This window comes from Niallia oryzisoli (genome assembly GCF_036670025.1).
Classification (GTDB): Bacteria; Bacillota; Bacilli; order Bacillales; family Cytobacillaceae; genus Bacillus_BD; species Bacillus_BD oryzisoli.
Genome location: NZ_CP137640.1, coordinates 3,933,171 through 3,950,834, shown reverse-complemented (window position 1 = coordinate 3,950,834; position 17,664 = coordinate 3,933,171). Strand labels below are relative to the sequence as shown.

General features: G+C 35.9%; 19 protein-coding genes and 1 pseudogene. 13 read left to right on the top strand and 7 right to left on the bottom strand.

All coding sequences use genetic code 11. The features are described 5' to 3' along the window. Window positions 1–225: 225 nt before the first annotated feature. On the bottom strand, window positions 226–777 hold the full coding sequence (locus tag R4Z09_RS19840) for a fused MFS/spermidine synthase (protein WP_338448463.1): 552 nt from the start codon (window positions 775–777) through the stop codon (window positions 226–228). 501 nt (window positions 778–1,278) lie between these two features. Between R4Z09_RS19840 and R4Z09_RS19835 the strand changes: the two genes are divergently transcribed. The 9 genes and pseudogenes from R4Z09_RS19835 to R4Z09_RS19795 all read left to right on the top strand — a co-directional run bounded on the left by R4Z09_RS19835 (window position 1,279) and on the right by R4Z09_RS19795 (window position 8,756). Then, window positions 1,279–1,752 carry a hypothetical protein gene (locus tag R4Z09_RS19835; protein ID WP_338448462.1) on the top strand — a complete coding sequence of 158 codons (474 nt, stop codon included), beginning with the start codon at window positions 1,279–1,281 and terminating at the stop codon, window positions 1,750–1,752. 513 nt (window positions 1,753–2,265) lie between these two features. Further along, window positions 2,266–2,724 carry a CBO0543 family protein gene (locus R4Z09_RS19830; RefSeq protein WP_338448461.1) on the top strand — a complete coding sequence of 153 codons (459 nt, stop codon included), beginning with the start codon at window positions 2,266–2,268 and terminating at the stop codon, window positions 2,722–2,724. 213 nt (window positions 2,725–2,937) lie between these two features. Further along, window positions 2,938–4,234: pseudogene (locus R4Z09_RS19825) on the top strand (IS110 family transposase). A 626-nt stretch (window positions 4,235–4,860) separates the two neighbouring features. Then, window positions 4,861–5,310, top strand: coding sequence for a DUF1569 domain-containing protein (locus R4Z09_RS19820; protein WP_338453314.1), 450 nt, complete (start codon window positions 4,861–4,863; stop codon window positions 5,308–5,310). 427 nt (window positions 5,311–5,737) lie between these two features. Then, complete coding sequence (locus R4Z09_RS19815) at window positions 5,738–6,223, top strand: hypothetical protein (RefSeq protein ID WP_338448460.1); 486 nt, start codon at window positions 5,738–5,740, stop codon at window positions 6,221–6,223. Window positions 6,224–6,360: 137 nt separating this feature from the next. After that, window positions 6,361–6,720, top strand: a complete 360-nt coding sequence (locus R4Z09_RS19810; RefSeq protein ID WP_338448459.1) for a hypothetical protein — start codon at window positions 6,361–6,363, stop codon at window positions 6,718–6,720. A 194-nt stretch (window positions 6,721–6,914) separates the two neighbouring features. After that, complete coding sequence (locus tag R4Z09_RS19805) at window positions 6,915–7,301, top strand: DUF4262 domain-containing protein (RefSeq protein ID WP_338448458.1); 387 nt, start codon at window positions 6,915–6,917, stop codon at window positions 7,299–7,301. Between the two features lie 237 nt (window positions 7,302–7,538). Next, entirely contained in the window at window positions 7,539–7,988 is a 450-nt protein-coding gene (locus R4Z09_RS19800; RefSeq protein WP_338448457.1) for a C40 family peptidase, read from the top strand. Window positions 7,989–8,489: 501 nt separating this feature from the next. Further along, window positions 8,490–8,756 carry a heterocycloanthracin/sonorensin family bacteriocin gene (locus tag R4Z09_RS19795; protein ID WP_338448456.1) on the top strand — a complete coding sequence of 89 codons (267 nt, stop codon included), beginning with the start codon at window positions 8,490–8,492 and terminating at the stop codon, window positions 8,754–8,756. A gap of 48 nt (window positions 8,757–8,804) precedes the next feature. Here the strand turns inward: R4Z09_RS19795 and R4Z09_RS19790 are convergent, their stop codons facing one another. Next, entirely contained in the window at window positions 8,805–8,954 is a 150-nt protein-coding gene (locus tag R4Z09_RS19790; protein ID WP_338448455.1) for a bacitracin ABC transporter ATP-binding protein, read from the bottom strand. A 255-nt stretch (window positions 8,955–9,209) separates the two neighbouring features. On the opposite strand from R4Z09_RS19790, the gene R4Z09_RS19785 reads away from it, so the two are divergent. After that, window positions 9,210–11,036: an APC family permease gene (locus R4Z09_RS19785; protein WP_338448454.1), complete on the top strand. Its 1,827-nt coding sequence runs from the start codon at window positions 9,210–9,212 to the stop codon at window positions 11,034–11,036. 505 nt (window positions 11,037–11,541) lie between these two features. Next, the gene (locus R4Z09_RS19780; protein WP_338448453.1) at window positions 11,542–11,742 is read left to right on the top strand and encodes a cold-shock protein; all 201 of its coding nucleotides are present in this window, start codon (window positions 11,542–11,544) and stop codon (window positions 11,740–11,742) included. A gap of 257 nt (window positions 11,743–11,999) precedes the next feature. Here the strand turns inward: R4Z09_RS19780 and R4Z09_RS19775 are convergent, their stop codons facing one another. Continuing rightward, window positions 12,000–12,779 carry a class I SAM-dependent methyltransferase gene (locus R4Z09_RS19775; protein WP_338448452.1) on the bottom strand — a complete coding sequence of 260 codons (780 nt, stop codon included), beginning with the start codon at window positions 12,777–12,779 and terminating at the stop codon, window positions 12,000–12,002. Between the two features lie 123 nt (window positions 12,780–12,902). Between R4Z09_RS19775 and R4Z09_RS19770 the strand changes: the two genes are divergently transcribed. Continuing rightward, entirely contained in the window at window positions 12,903–13,805 is a 903-nt protein-coding gene (locus R4Z09_RS19770; RefSeq protein ID WP_338448451.1) for a LysR family transcriptional regulator, read from the top strand. Between the two features lie 161 nt (window positions 13,806–13,966). Here R4Z09_RS19770 and R4Z09_RS31135 read toward each other — a convergent pair whose 3' ends face one another. Together R4Z09_RS31135 and R4Z09_RS19765 are read right to left on the bottom strand one after the other, a co-directional pair. Continuing rightward, entirely contained in the window at window positions 13,967–14,194 is a 228-nt protein-coding gene (locus R4Z09_RS31135; RefSeq protein WP_422392202.1) for a YrdB family protein, read from the bottom strand. A gap of 138 nt (window positions 14,195–14,332) precedes the next feature. After that, on the bottom strand, window positions 14,333–14,926 hold the full coding sequence (locus R4Z09_RS19765; RefSeq protein WP_338448450.1) for a TetR/AcrR family transcriptional regulator: 594 nt from the start codon (window positions 14,924–14,926) through the stop codon (window positions 14,333–14,335). A gap of 201 nt (window positions 14,927–15,127) precedes the next feature. On the opposite strand from R4Z09_RS19765, the gene R4Z09_RS19760 reads away from it, so the two are divergent. Beyond that, complete coding sequence (locus R4Z09_RS19760; RefSeq protein ID WP_338448449.1) at window positions 15,128–15,595, top strand: hypothetical protein; 468 nt, start codon at window positions 15,128–15,130, stop codon at window positions 15,593–15,595. A gap of 313 nt (window positions 15,596–15,908) precedes the next feature. Here R4Z09_RS19760 and R4Z09_RS19755 read toward each other — a convergent pair whose 3' ends face one another. Next, window positions 15,909–16,367, bottom strand: a complete 459-nt coding sequence (locus tag R4Z09_RS19755; RefSeq protein ID WP_338448448.1) for a hypothetical protein — start codon at window positions 16,365–16,367, stop codon at window positions 15,909–15,911. Between the two features lie 40 nt (window positions 16,368–16,407). After that, the gene (locus R4Z09_RS19750; protein WP_338448447.1) at window positions 16,408–16,797 is read right to left on the bottom strand and encodes a hypothetical protein; all 390 of its coding nucleotides are present in this window, start codon (window positions 16,795–16,797) and stop codon (window positions 16,408–16,410) included. Between the last annotated feature and the right edge of the window lie 867 nt (window positions 16,798–17,664).

Below are 17,664 nucleotides of genomic sequence, written 5' to 3'. Positions count from 1 at the left end.
TTTAAACAAAGATTCTCATTGGGTGGAAAAGATGAAATATGAATGGAATTATTGTTTTTTAGAACTCGCCGGCTTGCAACGAAAAATATATTTTGTTGCAATTCTATCATAGGATTGGTAGCGAACAGCTTAACGTAGGGAAATACTCCTGAAATCGTAGCATATAGCGTTTCCAATTGAATATCATTTTTTAACTGTCCTATATAATTCATGATTAGAATTCCTTTATCGGTCAACTTTTTCATTTGTCAGAGAAAAAAACTCTTTCGTAGTTAGGTGCAACGGGATATCAGTGCTGCTAAACGCATCTAAAAAAATGATATCCTGAGATTGATCCCCCTCTGTTTTTAATAGCGCTAGTCCATCTCCGACTATCACGTTCTTTCCTGTATGACCAAAGTACTTCTTAGATACTTCAACGACGAGAGGGTCAATTTCCGCCGTTAATAAATATTTATGCGAATAATAAGAGCTTACGGTGCCAATTCCATGACCAATAATAAATCCTTTTTTTAAATTTGGGGCATAGTGATCAATTAGATCAACTGTGATTCGAGTGAATTCAGCAATCGGGCGATCCGGTTGTTCCATATTCATTATTCCTTGGATAGCATCGGAAGTAAATTGCAGTATTCGAAATTTTCCTCGCATTCCACTGAATTCACTTCGATCTATAACGTATATATTTTGATAAGAGCTTGAATCATTATAAATCAACTTTGAACCAGAACTAGAAATATATATTTCTAAATCTTCTTCTCTATTTAACTGATCCATAATTACACCTCCATAGCTTGCTCACTATAGAGTATTCATTTGTCAAATACTCGATTGAATAAATAGCATAGAGTTCATAGGAAAAATCTATTCTATTTAAAAAAATGCCCTCCTATTAACAAATGGGGGCTCGGTTAGGATTACGTGATGCAAAATCCACTTTAACCCTACTAACTTAATCTGTACCAACTCTTATTGAAAACTATATATTTTAGTATCTCATGGATCGCTAACGGGGCAATTTAGTTTAATCAGTTAAACATAAGTATTGATACGGTAAGTTCTATTGAAAAAATTGACTATAAAAAGTCAGTCAGATAAGGCGGGTGCATCCTACGTCTTATATAGTATCTAGTATAAGAATAAGCATTTATTTGTTTGCAATTTGAGTGCTCCCATTAAACGTATTATTCATTTTTATATTATTTTGGACAAGCAGGTTTAACACATAAGCAATTATTCGGTGTAAACATTAAATAAATAGTATAAATTGAAAAGGAGGTGGTTATTACGGCAAGACCTGTTCCTAGTGGTAGTGTTCTAAATGTCGTTGTGAGAGGGGAACCTACTACTGCTACTCCCCTTACTCCTGATGGTAGTGGTAGTTTTTCTGCTCAAATAAGTATTCCTGTTTCTCTTGATATTACAAGACCAAATCAAGTAGTAAAGTTAGAAGCCTCAACTGCTCTCGAAGTTTATGCCCCGATTGGGACAACAGAACCATTTAGTATGAACCTTAATATGAGCTTCCTTCGAGATGGGCAACAAATCTTTACCGGTAATACTGCACTTTCCAATTCTTTTGAAACTGAATATCAACGTATTGCACTAACCCCGATTTGGGCAGATGTTCCCGCCCCCATTGGTCAACATGTATATACCTTGGAAATTTTGGCTTCCGTATTTGGAGCAACTATAGAACAAACTCCAAGTTTAATGCCATTTTCATTTGTAGTAACGCATATCCAATTGTAATGGCAGACGGGGGATTATCTTTAATTGGATAGTCCTTTGTACTTAATTTCTTCTTGAAAAGCCGTACACCTGGTGTTTTACCGAGCGGCAACGTAAGTCATTTTTTTGGTGCAAAAACGTTATAACATCAAATGGTAAGGAACTTTAATCAAAATTCCTTTATTAAGTGCTACTTAGGTAGCTCTTTTTTCACTTTCATAATATTATTGTAAAAAATTTCACTTAAACTACCATGAAAATAAGTTTCCTTCAGATATGAAAAAAGGCAATACTTAAGAAGACCCTGCTCAATCGTCAAAAAAAAGAGGAGGGCGTGACTGGATTAAGGTCAATATCAGTATTGACAGTTCTTAACCATTTTCATTCTTTGTGGTGCAGTTCGGCTGCATGGATGGCTAACGGAGGAGGTTAGTTGAACAATACTAATGTCACATGAATTTTTTAATAAAAAGATTCTTAGGTGTATATCCTATAAAAGAACTTAATTTTGTGTTTAAGATTGGGATGTATTCTGTGTTGTTTCTTTATGTATCCATTGTTTTGTTTAACATGACTGCATTTCTGATGAAAAAAAAATTACGTCCTATTGAGTATTATGCAAGTATTTTTTGGGGCTTATTTAATGCCGAGTTAGCTGATAGATTTACGGATAAATATAATATGTATGGATTTTTCGAACCATATTTTATAGAAGCTAAGTCTTTACTTGTTATTTTAGGGATTTACCCAGCTGCAACTATGCTTATTATTAATTGGTATCCCTTCAACCGTCCATTAATAAATAAGCTTTACTACATATTATTTTGGTCTGTTTTTTCTACCCTTTACGAATGGTTATGTCTAAAAATGGGATTCTTATATCATAAGAATTGGAATATCTGGTTATCTGCTATTTCTTATCCTTTTTTATACGCTTTGTTAATAGGAAACCTAAAATTAATACGTTGGTTAGAACATAAAAAGAAGGCATAAAAAGCTAACTTTGGGGCTTTTTACAGATAAAATGTGCAAGAGTTAAATAGGGGGTTGCTTCTGCAACTCTTTTTTCTTGTTCCACTAAGGGGGCAGCATTCCTGTAATGAAGGAAAATGGAGTTTGAACAAAAAAATAACCTCTTGGTAGAATGAGAGAGTCCTAAAGCCGGCACGCAAAAAGGACAAACTCAATTACCAGGAGGCTTATAAAATGAATTATAACCAAAATGAAAAGATTGCTCAAATTACTTCTCAGACTCTTATTATAGGTGTAGATATTGCGAAGTTCAAGCATGTGGCACGAGCACAGGACTTCCGAGGAATAGAATTTGGATCTCCTTGTTATTTTGAGAATTCAAAGGCGGGATTTCAGATATTTCTGGAGTGGATCCTCAAAATAAAAGAAGAACAACACATGAATAAAGTGGTTGTTGGTATGGAACCTACGGGCCACTATTGGTTAAACCTAGCCCACATTCTAAAAGCAAACGATATAGAATTTGTGGCAGTAAACCCGTTACAATGTAAAGAAAAGTAAGGAACTCGACGGTAACTCACCGACTAAAAACGATGTGAAAGACGCTAAAGTTATCTCACAGCTGGTCAAGGACGGGAGATATGCTGAACCAACAATTCCACAAGGTGTTTATGCAGAACTCCGTGTGGCGAAAAAAATACGTGATCTCCTAACTGATGACCTTCAAACGGTACAAGGCCAGATTCACAACTGGCTAGACCGCTATTTTCTTGAGTTTTTAACTGTCTTTAAGAGTTGGGAAGGGAAAGCAGCCTTGCAGTTTTTAAGGCTAGGGGCCTTACCGCATGAACTGATCCGTTTCTCTGATCAATACTTATTGGATCATTTACGGAAAGCAGTTAGTCGCAGTGTAGGACTAAACAAAATACAAGAGTTAAAAAAAGCAGCTAAAGAGTCCATCGGACTTTGTCAAGGTTCTGGTATGGCCAAATTAGAACTGGCCACTCTGCTTGATAAATATGACTTGATACAAGAGAAGTTCGAAGAACTGGATCAGAAGATAGATAACTTGATTGAACATATCCCAGGTGTCCAGCAAATGTTAGCCATCAAGGGAGTGGGAAGAGATACTGTTGCCGGCTTCTTTGCAGAAGTGGGAGATCTACAAGAGTATTCGCACCCTAGACAAATCATAAAGTTAGCTGGATTAAGCTTGAAAGAGAACACTTCTGGTAAGCATAAAGGGCGAACAAAGATCACAAAAAGGGGAAGAAAGAAGCTAAGGGCTCTCCTCTTCAGGGTATGTATGATTATGGTCGCGAAGAACTCGGCCTTTAAAGCTCTGCATGCCTATTACACGCAGCGTCCGGACAATCCTCTAAAGAAAATGCAGTCTCTGATTGCCTTGTGTAATAAACTAATACGCATACTCTTTGCGATTGGAAAGAAACAATTTGAGTTTAGTGAAGAGAGAATGTTAAAGGATATCCCTCATATGAGAGCAAAAATAGAAGTTGAAAAAGCAGCTTAATTCAGTAGGAAAAGTAGAGTACAAAAGGATTTTTAGTGTTATAAGTCTCGTACATTTGAAGCACGGATTAGTCAGCAAAGCAACTAAACTTCGGGCAAGGACCCTGTGGGGCAGCATGACTGACATCCACCTCGTGGAAAGGTTGGACGAAGGAATTTGAGAGCAAAGACTCTGTGAGGCATGGGAGGGTTGACCTCCATGAGATATGTGGAGATCCACCAGTGCGATCATATTTTAACTCATCCACCATTTATTGTAAGTGTGTGGCTAGTGAGCGATCAGTCTTTTGGCTTCAATGGCCCAAATTTATCCTTAAAAGATAAATCCAACCACGACCGCGAGAGTATAACATCAAAATAACATTTTATAAAATACTGAGAATACTGGAGAAAACGCGAGTTTTCACTTTGTTTATTGAGGGAGTTTAGTTGAAGAATCGTCTTTAGCTTTTATTCAACAATTGGGGCCATTTAATGGAATAAGATTTTCGAACAAAATTGGATTATTATGTTATTATTGTTTTGAGATTTTGGAGAAAAAATTGCTATCTAAAGAAACAGAAGCAGAACAGAATAAATGATTTTTTGTAGTGATGTAGAGGTAGATTGGTAGAGGGAGGTGCACAAATCAAAAATATTTTTAATCAATTGCATTCAGAGGAAATTTTAAACCGTATTGACAAATTAAGCCCAAGTTCAAAACCCCAATGGGGTAAAATGGATGTTGCCCAAATGCTAGCACATTGCTCATCCTTTCAAGATATTGCAATGGGACATTCTTTTCCAGCGAGAGGTTGGTTAGGAATATTAATAGGAAACTTTGTGAAACCAATTTTTTATAACGACAAGCCATTAGCCCAAAATATGTCCACAATTCCGACCATTTTGATTGTAGATGAAAAAGAATTTGAAACAGAGAAGGAAAAACTGAAACAAAAAATTATTACTTTCCAAAATAATGGTCCAGAGAAGTGTACGACTCATCCACATCCTTTTTTCGGTAAACTTACTTCCGAGCAATGGGGAAAAGGAATATACAAGCACCTTAACCATCATTTAAAACAGTTTGGAGTTTAGTGAGTTTTTAGAAATATAAATAAAAGTTGACCAAAGAGAAAAGTAATTAAATGCCTTAACGGCTTAGAAATAAATAATTACCTTATTGTTAAAAAGAAAATTCTTTCTTCAACTAAAGGATACTTTTCTTTATCATCTGTGGATCCTTTATCTTACATAATGATCTTCTGATCTTCTAGAATAGGGCGCCATTCATGAGAAATTGGTGCTCGTTTTCATTCTAGGGCCAGATTCTGGAGGATCTTCCCCAAAAGATTATGGGGTATTTTTGTTAAAATTGATTGAGACTGTGAAGGGATATACTCAAACTATAGAAGCAGTTTAGTTCAAGTAGTATTGGTATATTACTTAACTAATTCAACCAAGATAAACATATAAAATTAAGATTTTAACAAAAGTGGATATAGAGAAGAAAGAAGGTAATTTTATGGAATTTATGAGGTATGAAGGTGAGTGGTATGTCTGGATATTAGTGATAATTTCAGTATTTACTGTATTACTTATGCCCAAAAAAAATTTAACATGGATTGGAGTATTCATTACATTGGGTGTAGCTGGGCATTTGACTTGGATTAGTGATTCCCTTGTAGGCGGTGCATTTGACCTTTTTGACCTTGCAAAGAAAAACACAATAGAGCTTAGTGATGCTTTTTTAATTAGCTTTGTTCCTGCATGTATTTCAACTATTTATGTTAATTTCTATAATTTTAAGAAAGGTTTAATTTTTTCGTCTATTTTTACCTTATTATCTTTTGTTTTGGAAATTGGCTTAGTTAAAGTTGGATACATGGAAAATAAAAATTGGGAAACTTGGTATGGGATACCTGTTTATTTTATATTTTACAGATTCTTCTTTCCTTGGTTTTTAGGGTTACTTTCAAAAAAGCTAGTGAAAAATTTATTATTGAACTAACTGGTGCATTACTGGATCAACGGTAATGCCTTTTTCTTCTTCTAAGTAACGGTTCAGGGAGTTGAAAGTGGATTATTATGACTGGCTGGGAATTTGTACAAATCATCGGATAAAATATAAGTATGGAGGGAGAGATTATGAAGGGGAGACCAGAACTAATAATAGAAGCAGAAAAAATTTATATAACAAAGAAGAACCCTAACGGAATGTTTGTAGCACGGATTATCCAGATACCCAAAGAAGAAGAAAAGCTAGACTTTGTTTTGGTGATTCAAAACCGAAAAAACAAGCAGATTACTTATAAAGAAGTCTTGGTAACAACAGATAATGATTATTATTCCTTTCGGCTTGCACGGGGAAATCTTGAATGGGAATCCTTGAATGCAGTTTCGGTATGGGACAGTCTTGGTCATAAATTAGTGGAAGTAGCAGCTTTAACAGGCAGGGAAAATTACCGTATTTCTGATGAACATTGTTCAGCATATCGGGAAAAATGACAAATTTTTAACTTAAACCCTGAGACGATGTTGAAATGTCCTTCTTTCACTAACGAGTAGCTTGAGTGAGACAAGGTGTTGTTACGGGCAGCATCTTTTTTATTGAAGTAACTGGCAAGTTTGTTGAACAACGAATGTTATAAGTAAGAAAATGTTTTGGGGGTAAATCACTTAATGAACAATGGGAACAACAGATGTTAGAAGAATATGGCTGGTATATGGATGCCATTTTTGCTGAAGAATACGATGAAATACACGCTAATTATCATACACACGGAGTTCAAGAGAACTTTAATCATATGGATTTTCAAATAGTGCTTAATATGGACCCTGAAGTGGCAAATGATATTTTCTTTACTTTGATTGATGACATAAACAAAGGTAAAAGGTTTGAAGAAGGCAAAGAATACTCTGACATATTAGAAGGCTTTAAAGTGACGTTTAAACAGTATAGAGAAATGGGACGGGACGTGTTAAGGGTTCTTTTACCTGATGAAGACGGAATTCTTCCAACTGAAGAGAATTGTGATGAGTATTATAAAACTCAGCTTGATGACTATGATTTTGATGGTAATGATTAAAATGTTATTGAACGGGTGCTTATCTTTAAGAAGGATTAAGTACCTTTTTTTATTGAGCTCTAACGGTGCAGGTTAATGGAAAAAGAATACGACGCTGAACATGCTAAAGAATAATTATCCAATGCTTTAAAATTATATTAGAATCACTTTGTAATGAAATTATCATATTGCTGTGATGAGTCTGTTATACCTTTCTAGTATTGTTAACCTATCAAATCGCTCTAGGAGGAAACAATCATGCTAAAGAAATTCATCGTAGCCTTTACCATTTTAGCTTTTTGTGGCTCTTTGTTCACCGCCGAGGGTGATAAAGCGGAAGCGGCATATTATCATACAAAAGCAATTTCCATTGCTAAAGCAAACCTCGGGGTTCCATATAGATGGGGCGGGATTTCGTCGAGCGGATTTGACTGTTCAGGTCTGGTGAAGTATTCTTACGGAAAAGCGGGAATAACATTAAATCGCACCGCTGCCCAAATGTACTATGGAAACGGATATAGGCCATCTGATTTGCAGATAGGTGACTTACTGTTCTATGCACCGACTAAAGCAAGTGCCCCAACTCATGTTGCCATCTATATCGGATATGGGAAAATGATCATGGCATCTTCCTCAAAAGGGGTCATTATAACCTACACTAGCAACCCATATTGGCATTCTAGATATATTGGAGTAAAGCGAGTATAAAGATCATCGTTGACGATGGTCTTTTTTTGTGCGACGGGCAGTCGCATGGAGTATTGACCAAGTCGACACTCTTCTTTTCCTTTATCTGACAGAGACGTCATTTCTGAAACGTCGGGACGGTTCTGACGTTTCCCATTAGGAATATTGGAGCTTTTTAAATGCGAGAATGTCCCCGCATTTCACCATGGAGTCTGGATGTGCAAAGTGAAAACAATTACTAAATAGATGCCTAGTAAGACCTTCTCTCGATCTTCTCAGCATAGCATGAAAACAAGCAATATTATTTAGCCCTTGGAACAAAAGTGCCTCGATCCTGAGCAATCCTGCTAAGAAACGAACGAATAATAGACCTTTAAATCAGTCAAAAAGGTCAAAGGAGTCATATTAAATTGAAAGAGAGGTACAAGCAGTTTCTGATCTATTTTTACAAATCTGAATATCTAACTCTTTTTTGTCAGATTACATGTTTAACCTAATTATGATATACAAAGAAGGGAAAAAATGCAGAATTTCCAAGACGAACTACACGATTTGGGAATGGACGATTTTCAAGTTGGTAAGTTAATTCATCTTGCTTCTAAAGGAAGTGGCGGCAGCGGAGGAAGCGAAAATGATATCCACATCCATATAGACATTGATATTGACATTGGCGGTAAACAATGTGTAAGTAGATGCCCTAGTAGCTGCTATACTTGTTTTAGGTGTGGGGGACAACCTCCCGAATCCCCAGAACCTACTCAACCCCTGGTAAAAGATGAATCTGATTAAGGAATTTTGGATAGTTAAGTTTGGAGCTGCCACAGAAGGCAGCTTTTGTTATTCTATATTTATTGGACTGATTTTTTCATTATTATTTACAATTTCAGCATTTTTTTCGTAATTGGGTCCCCCATACAACTCATTTATCTCTTCAGCTAACTCACATAAAAATTCTTCGGATAGTAAAGGTTTTTTCTCTTTGACCACGTACATTCTCCTTTGATGTTAGAACTTTTCAAAATTTTCTAAAGAAAAAAGAATATCTGCCTTACTAACCTATCCGTTTTTCCAGGATTTCAATCTGTAACAAATAATTTTTATGACGCTAAAAAATAGGGTGTCCACAGGTCTATTTACTATGACTTGTAGGCACTTTTTTTATTGTGTTAAATAAATCCTTTGAGAAATGATTGGAAATTGGGCACCATAAACCTATTAATCCTACATAGAAGGTGAACAAAAATGATCCTAACAGCAAAAAGGCTTTTAATTGGCCGTCCTTTAAAATCTACTGAAGCGGGAGAACAGAAATTAACGAAAACGAAAGCATTAGCGATTCTTTCATCTGATGCTTTATCATCAGTGGCATACGGTCCAGAACAAATTTTGATCGTATTATTTACACTTGGAACAGCAGCCTTTTGGTATTCGATTCCCATTGCGATTGGGGTATTAATTCTTTTAACAGCCCTCATCTTGTCCTATAGACAAATCATCTATGCTTATCCACATGGAGGAGGAGCTTATGTTGTTTCGAAAAGTAATTTAGGGGTAAATCCAGGCTTAATTGCCGGAGGCTCCCTGTTAGTGGATTATATCCTTACAGTTGCTGTTAGTGTGTCTGCTGGTACAGACGCGATAACATCTGCCTTTCCTGCTTTACATGGATATAATGTGGGAATTGCGATTATATTTGTGATTTTTATTACGATTTTAAACTTAAGAGGTGTAACGGAATCTGCTTCCGTCTTAGCGTACCCCGTGTATCTATTTGTTGTAGCTTTGTTTATTTTAATTGGGGCTGGAATCTATAACATTCTTACAGGCAGCGTTCCTCCTGAGTTACACAGCCCAATTGGTACACCTGTTCAGGGAATTACTTTATTTATTTTGTTAAGGGCATTTGCTTCAGGAAGTTCCGCATTAACAGGAGTCGAAGCGATTTCAAATGCCATTCCGAACTTTAAGGAGCCGGCACCTAAAAATGCAGCGAAAACATTAATGGCGATGGGGCTTTTGCTGGCGATCCTTTTTTCAGGCATTGTCATTTTAGCCTACAATTATGGCGTTGCACCAAGTCCCAAGGTAACCGTTGTTTCACAAATAGCAGAGTCCGTTTTTGGACGAAATTTCATGTATTTCTTTATTCAAGGTACAACTGCGTTGATTTTAATTCTTGCTGCAAACACTGGCTATTCTGCGTTTCCATTACTTGCGGTCAACCTGGCAAAGGATAAATTTATCCCGAGGATGTTTCTTAGCAGAGGGGACCGTTTAGGATACTCAAATGGCATTATCATACTTGGGTTGGCGTCCATTATGTTAATCCTTTTCTTTCAGGCAGAAACAGAGCATCTTATTCCATTGTATGCAGTAGGGGTCTTTGTTCCGTTTACATTGTCTCAATCAGGAATGATGGTAAAATGGTTACGCGAAAAACCTGAAGGCTGGGTTTTAAAATTTATTATTAATACGATTGGAGCATTCATCAGTTTTGTCGTAACGATCATGTTCTTTATGACCAAATTTCAACAGGTTTGGTCGATCTTAGTTTTTGTCCCAATCATCGTTATTGTTTTCCATCGAATTAGAAAGCACTATGATGATGTAGGCGATCAGCTTAGGATTAGAACAAAAGAGTCAACATTGTCTATAGAGGGAAATGTGGTGATCGTTCCGGTTGCTGGAATAACGACTGTAGTGGAGAATTCATTAAATTATGCCAAAGGTCTTTCACCTGACCAAATTATTGCGGTTTACGTTTCTTTTAATCGAGAGGATGAAAAAAGACTAGAAGAAAAGTGGAAAAAGTGGCAGCCTGATGTAAGGCTGGTAACGCTGCACTCTCATTATAGGAGTATCATTAATCCCCTTACTAAATTTATTGATACAGTCGAAAATAAGGCGAGTGAAGCAAATTACCAAGTCACAGTAGTCATCCCGCAATTTATACCGAAGAAGGGATGGCACAATATTCTTCATAATCAATCAGGCACAATGATTCGTACCTTATTGTTGTTTAGAAGAAACTTGGTCATTACAACAGTACCTTATCATTTAAAAAAATAATATGTAATCCTCTTGTAGTATGGTTATATTTTTTTGTTATGACTTGGGCATCCCTTTTTATCTTTTTCCGACAGAAGACTCCCACTTCAATTTTGTGCAGGGCGTAGCCCAAAAATAAGTGGGAGATGAATGTCGGTTGGTGATAGACGAAACATTTGTTCGCAGGAATCTCTATCTTCAAATTTTCGGTTAGAAAATTAAGGTGGAGTAGTTAAAAAGTGATGCCTATTTCATATTGAACAAACTTTCCATAATTGAAGCATTTTGTGGGATGATAGCCTAGATTTAGTAACAGTGGTACAGGCAAATAATTTAAATTCAGATTATATAGGATGATTTTCATCGGAAATTAGAATTATACCATTTGCTTTTTCATGATGAGTCTGTTATTCTTAGGAAGAATTATTTTTGTTCACTTTTTCAGATAGATTTTGTTTTTCGTCTAAGGTATTTGAGCAAGGATAGTAACACAATGTGTGGAGACCCACACGAGGAGGCTACAATTATGGAACATGGTAAAGTTAAGTGGTTTAATGCAGAAAAAGGTTTTGGATTCATCGAGCGTGAAGCAGGAGATGACGTATTCGTACATTTCTCAGCAATCCAAGGCGAAGGCTTCAAATCTTTAGACGAAGGTCAAAGTGTAACTTTTGAAGTTGAACAAGGTCAACGTGGACCACAAGCTACAAACGTTCAAAAAGCTTAATAATGGCAGATGTCAGACCCATAAATTATGGGTCTGTTTTTTATTTGCTTAAATTGTTCTATCTGGATGAATGGAAAGTAGGATTGCCGATTCAAGATGATAAACGGAACAAGAGATTTTAACAACAGAAAAGAAGCCCTATTCAATTAATGAATAGGGCTTATGCAACAATCATGAAACACAATCAGTAATAGTAAAAATGGTAGACTAATTATAGCACACTGTAGATGGACTGTGGTACCTTTTTATTTTTTTCATTATTTTTTCATTCCAATAACACGTATTCTTTTATAATCAGCGACCCAACATTGAGCCTCCTGATTATATAAATCAGGCATTAATCTTTGTTCCACATTTGTAATAATTTCCCTTTTGGAGGTTTCTGGTATCCCTTCAAATAGGCTGTTCCCAAACATTTCGATCCAGTTCTTTAAACCATATTCACCCTCTAGGGATGTCGGTCTTTCAAAAAGCTGTGCGAAAACAACCTCAAATCCTACCTCTTCCATTAAGCTTGTGTATTCCCCAGAGCTTGGGTAATACCATGGAAAGTGCTCCATTTTATATTCAAACCCGAATCTTTTAATCGCTTTGATGATTTCATCTGTAATGGTTTTGACATTGCCTTTTGCGCCAAACTCGGCAACAAATCTGCCTCCATGCTTTAATCCGTTAAATATACCCTGTAAAGCTTGTTTTGGCGGTTTTACCCAGTGAAGGGTGGCATTTGAAAAAACGGCATCAAATTCATGATGGTAATTTAAGTTTACTGCATCTTGAACGATAAATTGGATAAAGGGGTATTTATTTTTGGCAGTATGGATCATGTTTTCTGATTGATCAACACCCGTTACGTTAGCTCCAAAGTCAAATAATTTCATTGCCAAATCACCTGTTCCACAGCCTAGGTCAAGAATGTCTTCACCTTTCTGCGGTGCAAGCAGATCAATTAAATCAGATCCTAGTTTCGAGACAAATGCATGCTTGTTGTCATATAAATTGGCATCCCATTGATCAGTAATCCTGTGGTTATTCATACTCATTCCCTCCTAAAGCTATTTTCATAATGTTGTTACTTTTCATTATATTTCACAGGAGTTATAATGAAAAATAACAAAAAATGAAGAAATTAATAACGATTTGTAATTAGGAGAGTATTCATGGATATAAGATGGCTTAAAACATTTATGATTGCAGCTGAGTATGAGAATTTCAGAAAGGCGTCTGAAGACCTTTTCTTAACTCAACCAGCTATCACAAAGCATATCAAAAGGCTTGAGGAACATCTTGGAATTGAATTATTTCATAGAATAGGAAAAGCTGTGACGCTTACACCCGCAGGTTTTAAATTCCTTCCGGTTGCTAAAGAAATCGTAGCCAAATATGAACAGGGGATGGAGGAGTTTGAATCGTGGAAACAGGGATATAATCAAAAGCTAATTATTGCGGCTGCACCACAAATTGCTTCATCCTTTCTACCATCAATACTTAGAAGTTTTATTGATCAATATCCAGATATCGAAGTGACCATCAACATTGTAAACTCTTATGAGATTGGTGAGGTAATTAGCTTATCAAAGGCTGATATTGGATTGACCAGAATTCTGCCTATTCAACCCAATATCAAAAGTGAGATTGTGCATGAGGAACCTGTAGTGTTAGTCGGTCCAAATGAGGGGAATAGCGATCCATCCGAAAATACGATTCTGCAAACATATCGGCTGATTACTCATAATCACCCAGACTATTGGGATAGTCTATTAAATAATGTGAAAAGGCATTATCCAAAGGTGCAAACGATGACTGTTAACCAAGTAGAAGTAACTAAGCGATTCATTGAAGAAGGGCTTGGGGCATCATATTTACCACTTTCAATGGTTATAGATGAAATAAATGAAGATAAAATGATTCAAATAAAGCCAGATAAAATCTTGCCGCCACGATCATTTACATATGTACTAACAAAAGTAGAAACGTTTGAAGCTATTACGTTTATTCGATTTATGAAAAAATTGATTTCGAAGGAATGGGACGAGGGGATAGGTCTGACCCAAAAGGATTAGAGGATAAATGGGTGAACCATATGCATACGGTAAACCCATTTATCCTCTATATCTAATTATTATGATGGTTTTCCATAAAAACAAACAAATCCAGGTTCATTATTGTTTCCATAGCAACATAAATATTCGATTTACTACCACACAAATTCCATAAATCCAAGCTAGCTGAGGTTTCCCTGCTGCATATAGTGCAAGGCAGGTATGCCAAATACGATTAATTCTAGGAATAAATGTAAGGGCCATGATAACTTAATTTTCGCTTTTGGTGAACCAAATGCTCCCCATATCACTGCAAGTAAGACAGGTGCACCAATACCTAGAAAAAACTTAACTGCACAATACCTTTTCCGGTAAGAAACCCCCAATATCCAAGGGATGCTAAGGCGCACAATTTCTAATAGAAATCTTAATACTAAATTTAGATTTTTAAGTATATGGTTAAAAACCTCCTGGGAGTGGGTCAAGTGGACAGTTCATGGTTTTATAATTAATTTTACTATTCTTACATATTTATAGAATTTGCAAAACTAGTTTGTTAATAACCATTCATGAATCATGATTTGATCATGCAAATTAACACTTGGATTGATATACTTATGAATTTCGTATCCTTCATATAGTGCTACTAATGAGGTGGCTAATATTTTTTCATCTACGTCTGATCTAAGCTGACCTATTTCTTTCGATTTGTTAAATATTTTCATAAAGAGAGCAATCCAACTTTCATATGCATAATTAATGCATTCCTGTATCTCTTTATATTCACTACTTTGTTTAATCAATTCTAAATAAACGCCTGTCCAATAAGGACGAGTGGTAGTTGTAGCAAATGCTATTTTTAGAAATTCTTCAATAAAAGATTTAATTTCAAATGAACCTTGGTTGACTCGCTGCTCAAACATAATTTCTAAATCATCGATATGAATCTCCATTCGAAGATGCATTACTTTCAACAACAATTCTTTCTTACTTTTGAAATGACTGTAAAACGCACCTCTTGTCTTTCCTACTTCTTTTAAAATGTCATCTATACTTGTACCGTCGTATCCTTTTGTTCCAAATAACTTAAAAGCAGCATTAATAATATTTGCTTTCGTTTCTTCTCCAGTATTGTATCTCACACGGCAAAAACTCCTTTTAGTATATTGTATTATTAAAATTACGTTAAAAAGTGTGAAAATTCAATTTTTTTATTAATGAAAATGGAAATCGTTAATACAATAAATACGAATCAGTTTGTATGAATTAGAACTTTTGTCTAAAGAAAAATAAACCATTTATCGACTTTGTGCACGTTAAATGGGGGAAAGGTGAGATTTGTATTGAAAAAGCTTATTAAATGGGCAATGATGATAGCTGCTGTCACACTGTTAGCAACTGGTTTCACATTGGCTGCACCAACTCAAGAAGCAAGTGCATCCGGTTCTAATGGTTGGGGTTATTTCCACACATCAGATGGAAAATGGGATGGGACTGTAACGACAACTCGCACGAACAAATATGTTGTAGTCGATGTAGATGTAAGTAGCTTACGTTATAAAACTTCATCATCAGGTGGCGCAGGTCTTGCAAGTCATCATAATTTAGCCGTTAGACTTTGTAGTGCAAGTACGGGAAATTGTACAGGCTATAGTGGATTTGCCCAAAAGGGTAATAATTATAATGCTAGAGCTGTTTTTAGTAACATGATACCTGGAACATATCGACTAGATATAAAAGACTATTATAATCCAGGATTTGTATATGGGGATACGGCTTATTGGTCTGCATCTCACGGTAATTGGTACTAAGATCTTATGATCATCACTGATAGCCTGCTTTGTTAAGTAGGCTATCTTTTTAATTTTTTATCGGTTATTATGTGGATTCTAACCGTTACGTCCATTAACATACTTAAACAAGAAAAAGTTTCCCCAGCAAAAGATAGTGTTTGTACAGCGAGGATTTTTCCACTATTTTTTCAATTTAGTTGCAGGAAAAATTATATAAAAATATGAATTTTTGTTACATTCCTCAAAATAAAAGAGCCACCCTTCGAAAAGAGCAGCCACCTTCACTTATCACTTCATAAGATTAATCAATTTTTAAAGGCTACATAGGTTTTTATTTTACAGAGGCTGATACATACCCTTGATAGGTGTATCCTGACTCCCAATCTCTGACATCAAGATAGAAAGTTCCGGGCTTCATATCTGTGAATGAAATGGCTCCAAAGTCATTACCATTAAAGGATTTGTATTGGGTGCAAGCCCCTGTATACGCATTGCAAAGCCTTCCCTCTAGTGGAAGATAGTCACTGGCATAAAAAATGGTGTAACCCGTACTTTTATTAACTTTCCATAATTTTCCGAATTTAACACGAACATCGTTATCCGTACTAGTTGTTTTAATCGTCTTATCCCATCTACCGTCTTCCGTAGCAAACCAAGTTTCCTGATAATAAGTATCTGCGTAACTTGGTTTACCAAAACTAAACACGAAAGCGACGAGTGCAACGAAAACCATAACAAAAGATACGATCATTTTCTTCCAACTACATTTTTGAGACAAATTAGTAAACATTTCCTCTCTCCTTTATCGCCTTTGTTACTTTTAAGTTATTTTAATATTCAACCGTGGTGGTAATGCCACTCACTGGACCAGGCACATTATCCCAAATATCTACAAAATATTTTCCAGGTTTCATATTTGTAAAATGTACTCTTCCATAACCACTTTTAATCCATTGGACATTTTTAAAGACTGTACAATTACCTGTATTAGCATTACATAAGCGAACCTCTAACTCAAAACCAGGTCTACCAATCTCCCCCTGTAACGGATAAACATCCACTTGTACATTCGGCTTACTATAAGTTGGATTAGCTGCACCGTCCCATTTTCCATCATGAGTAGTAAAGTTCCAAGTATCTGCACTTGTTTGGGTTGAAAGACCGAAAATTAAACCAAAACCAACCAACAAAAGAACAAGAGATTTTTTTAGCTTTTTCACTCTCCCTTTCCTCCTTTGAAATTAGAATAGCTCACAAGATAATCCTTCCCGTCCACGCTCAACACATCCCGACAACCATGGTTAGATAAATACAAACTAACCAGTATCTAATGTATGAAAGGATTCCGTATTTAGTAACAAAAAATATATTTTTGATACATTTTTAGAAGAAATTTAAAAAAGAACAGATTAATTTTTTGGAAATTGATGAGAAGATCATTGAGAAAATGGATGGTGCCTGCCGCTATTTACCTTGGGAATAAGCTCCAATTAAATGAAGCGGGACAACCGTCCCCATGTTTAAAAAGAATGATAACTTTACATTACTTAACTTAAAATTAACATTCTATTAGAAATTGTTACAGTGAATGGGACGAGGGGACAGGTCCGTTGACCCAAAGTGGATAATATTAACTAAATAGAGCATAAATTTAGATATAGTTATTTCAAACCTCCTGCAACATTGGAGGTTTTTTTGATGTCCTTTTGTATCAAATACAGTAAGGGGTTCGGTTATTTTTTTGAAACAATGAAAATAAGAGCAAATAAGTTTACCTAGCTTTGGGGGAAATTCGTAATAGGCCTATTGCTTATTACAGAAAAAGTGTGATTATTGAGCAATACAGGTAAAAATGATCAATCTTTTTAATAAAACTAATTTTGCTTTTTCGGATATCAATAACCCTTATTGAAGTGCGTTTTTCTCTCGCGCTGGCATTTTCGGGCTCCAATACCTCTTATTGATGCACGTTTTTCTCTTGGACTCGCCTTTTCGGGCTTCAATAACTCGTATTGGAGCACGAATTTTTTATGAACCCGCTATTTCGGCCATCAATACCACCTATTGGAGCTCGATTTTCTCACCCG

Coding starts and splice junctions, on each gene's coding strand:
- R4Z09_RS19840 (WP_338448463.1), bottom strand. CDS start 777: ATGGATCAGTTAAATAGAGAAGAAGATTTAGAAATATATATTTCTAGT.
- R4Z09_RS19815 (WP_338448460.1), top strand. CDS start 5,738: ATGGAATTTATGAGGTATGAAGGTGAGTGGTATGTCTGGATATTAGTG.
- R4Z09_RS19810 (WP_338448459.1), top strand. CDS start 6,361: ATGAAGGGGAGACCAGAACTAATAATAGAAGCAGAAAAAATTTATATA.
- R4Z09_RS19805 (WP_338448458.1), top strand. CDS start 6,915: ATGTTAGAAGAATATGGCTGGTATATGGATGCCATTTTTGCTGAAGAA.
- R4Z09_RS19800 (WP_338448457.1), top strand. CDS start 7,539: ATGCTAAAGAAATTCATCGTAGCCTTTACCATTTTAGCTTTTTGTGGC.
- R4Z09_RS19795 (WP_338448456.1), top strand. CDS start 8,490: ATGCAGAATTTCCAAGACGAACTACACGATTTGGGAATGGACGATTTT.
- R4Z09_RS19785 (WP_338448454.1), top strand. CDS start 9,210: ATGATCCTAACAGCAAAAAGGCTTTTAATTGGCCGTCCTTTAAAATCT.
- R4Z09_RS19780 (WP_338448453.1), top strand. CDS start 11,542: ATGGAACATGGTAAAGTTAAGTGGTTTAATGCAGAAAAAGGTTTTGGA.
- R4Z09_RS19775 (WP_338448452.1), bottom strand. CDS start 12,779: ATGAATAACCACAGGATTACTGATCAATGGGATGCCAATTTATATGAC.
- R4Z09_RS19770 (WP_338448451.1), top strand. CDS start 12,903: ATGGATATAAGATGGCTTAAAACATTTATGATTGCAGCTGAGTATGAG.
- R4Z09_RS19755 (WP_338448448.1), bottom strand. CDS start 16,367: ATGTTTACTAATTTGTCTCAAAAATGTAGTTGGAAGAAAATGATCGTA.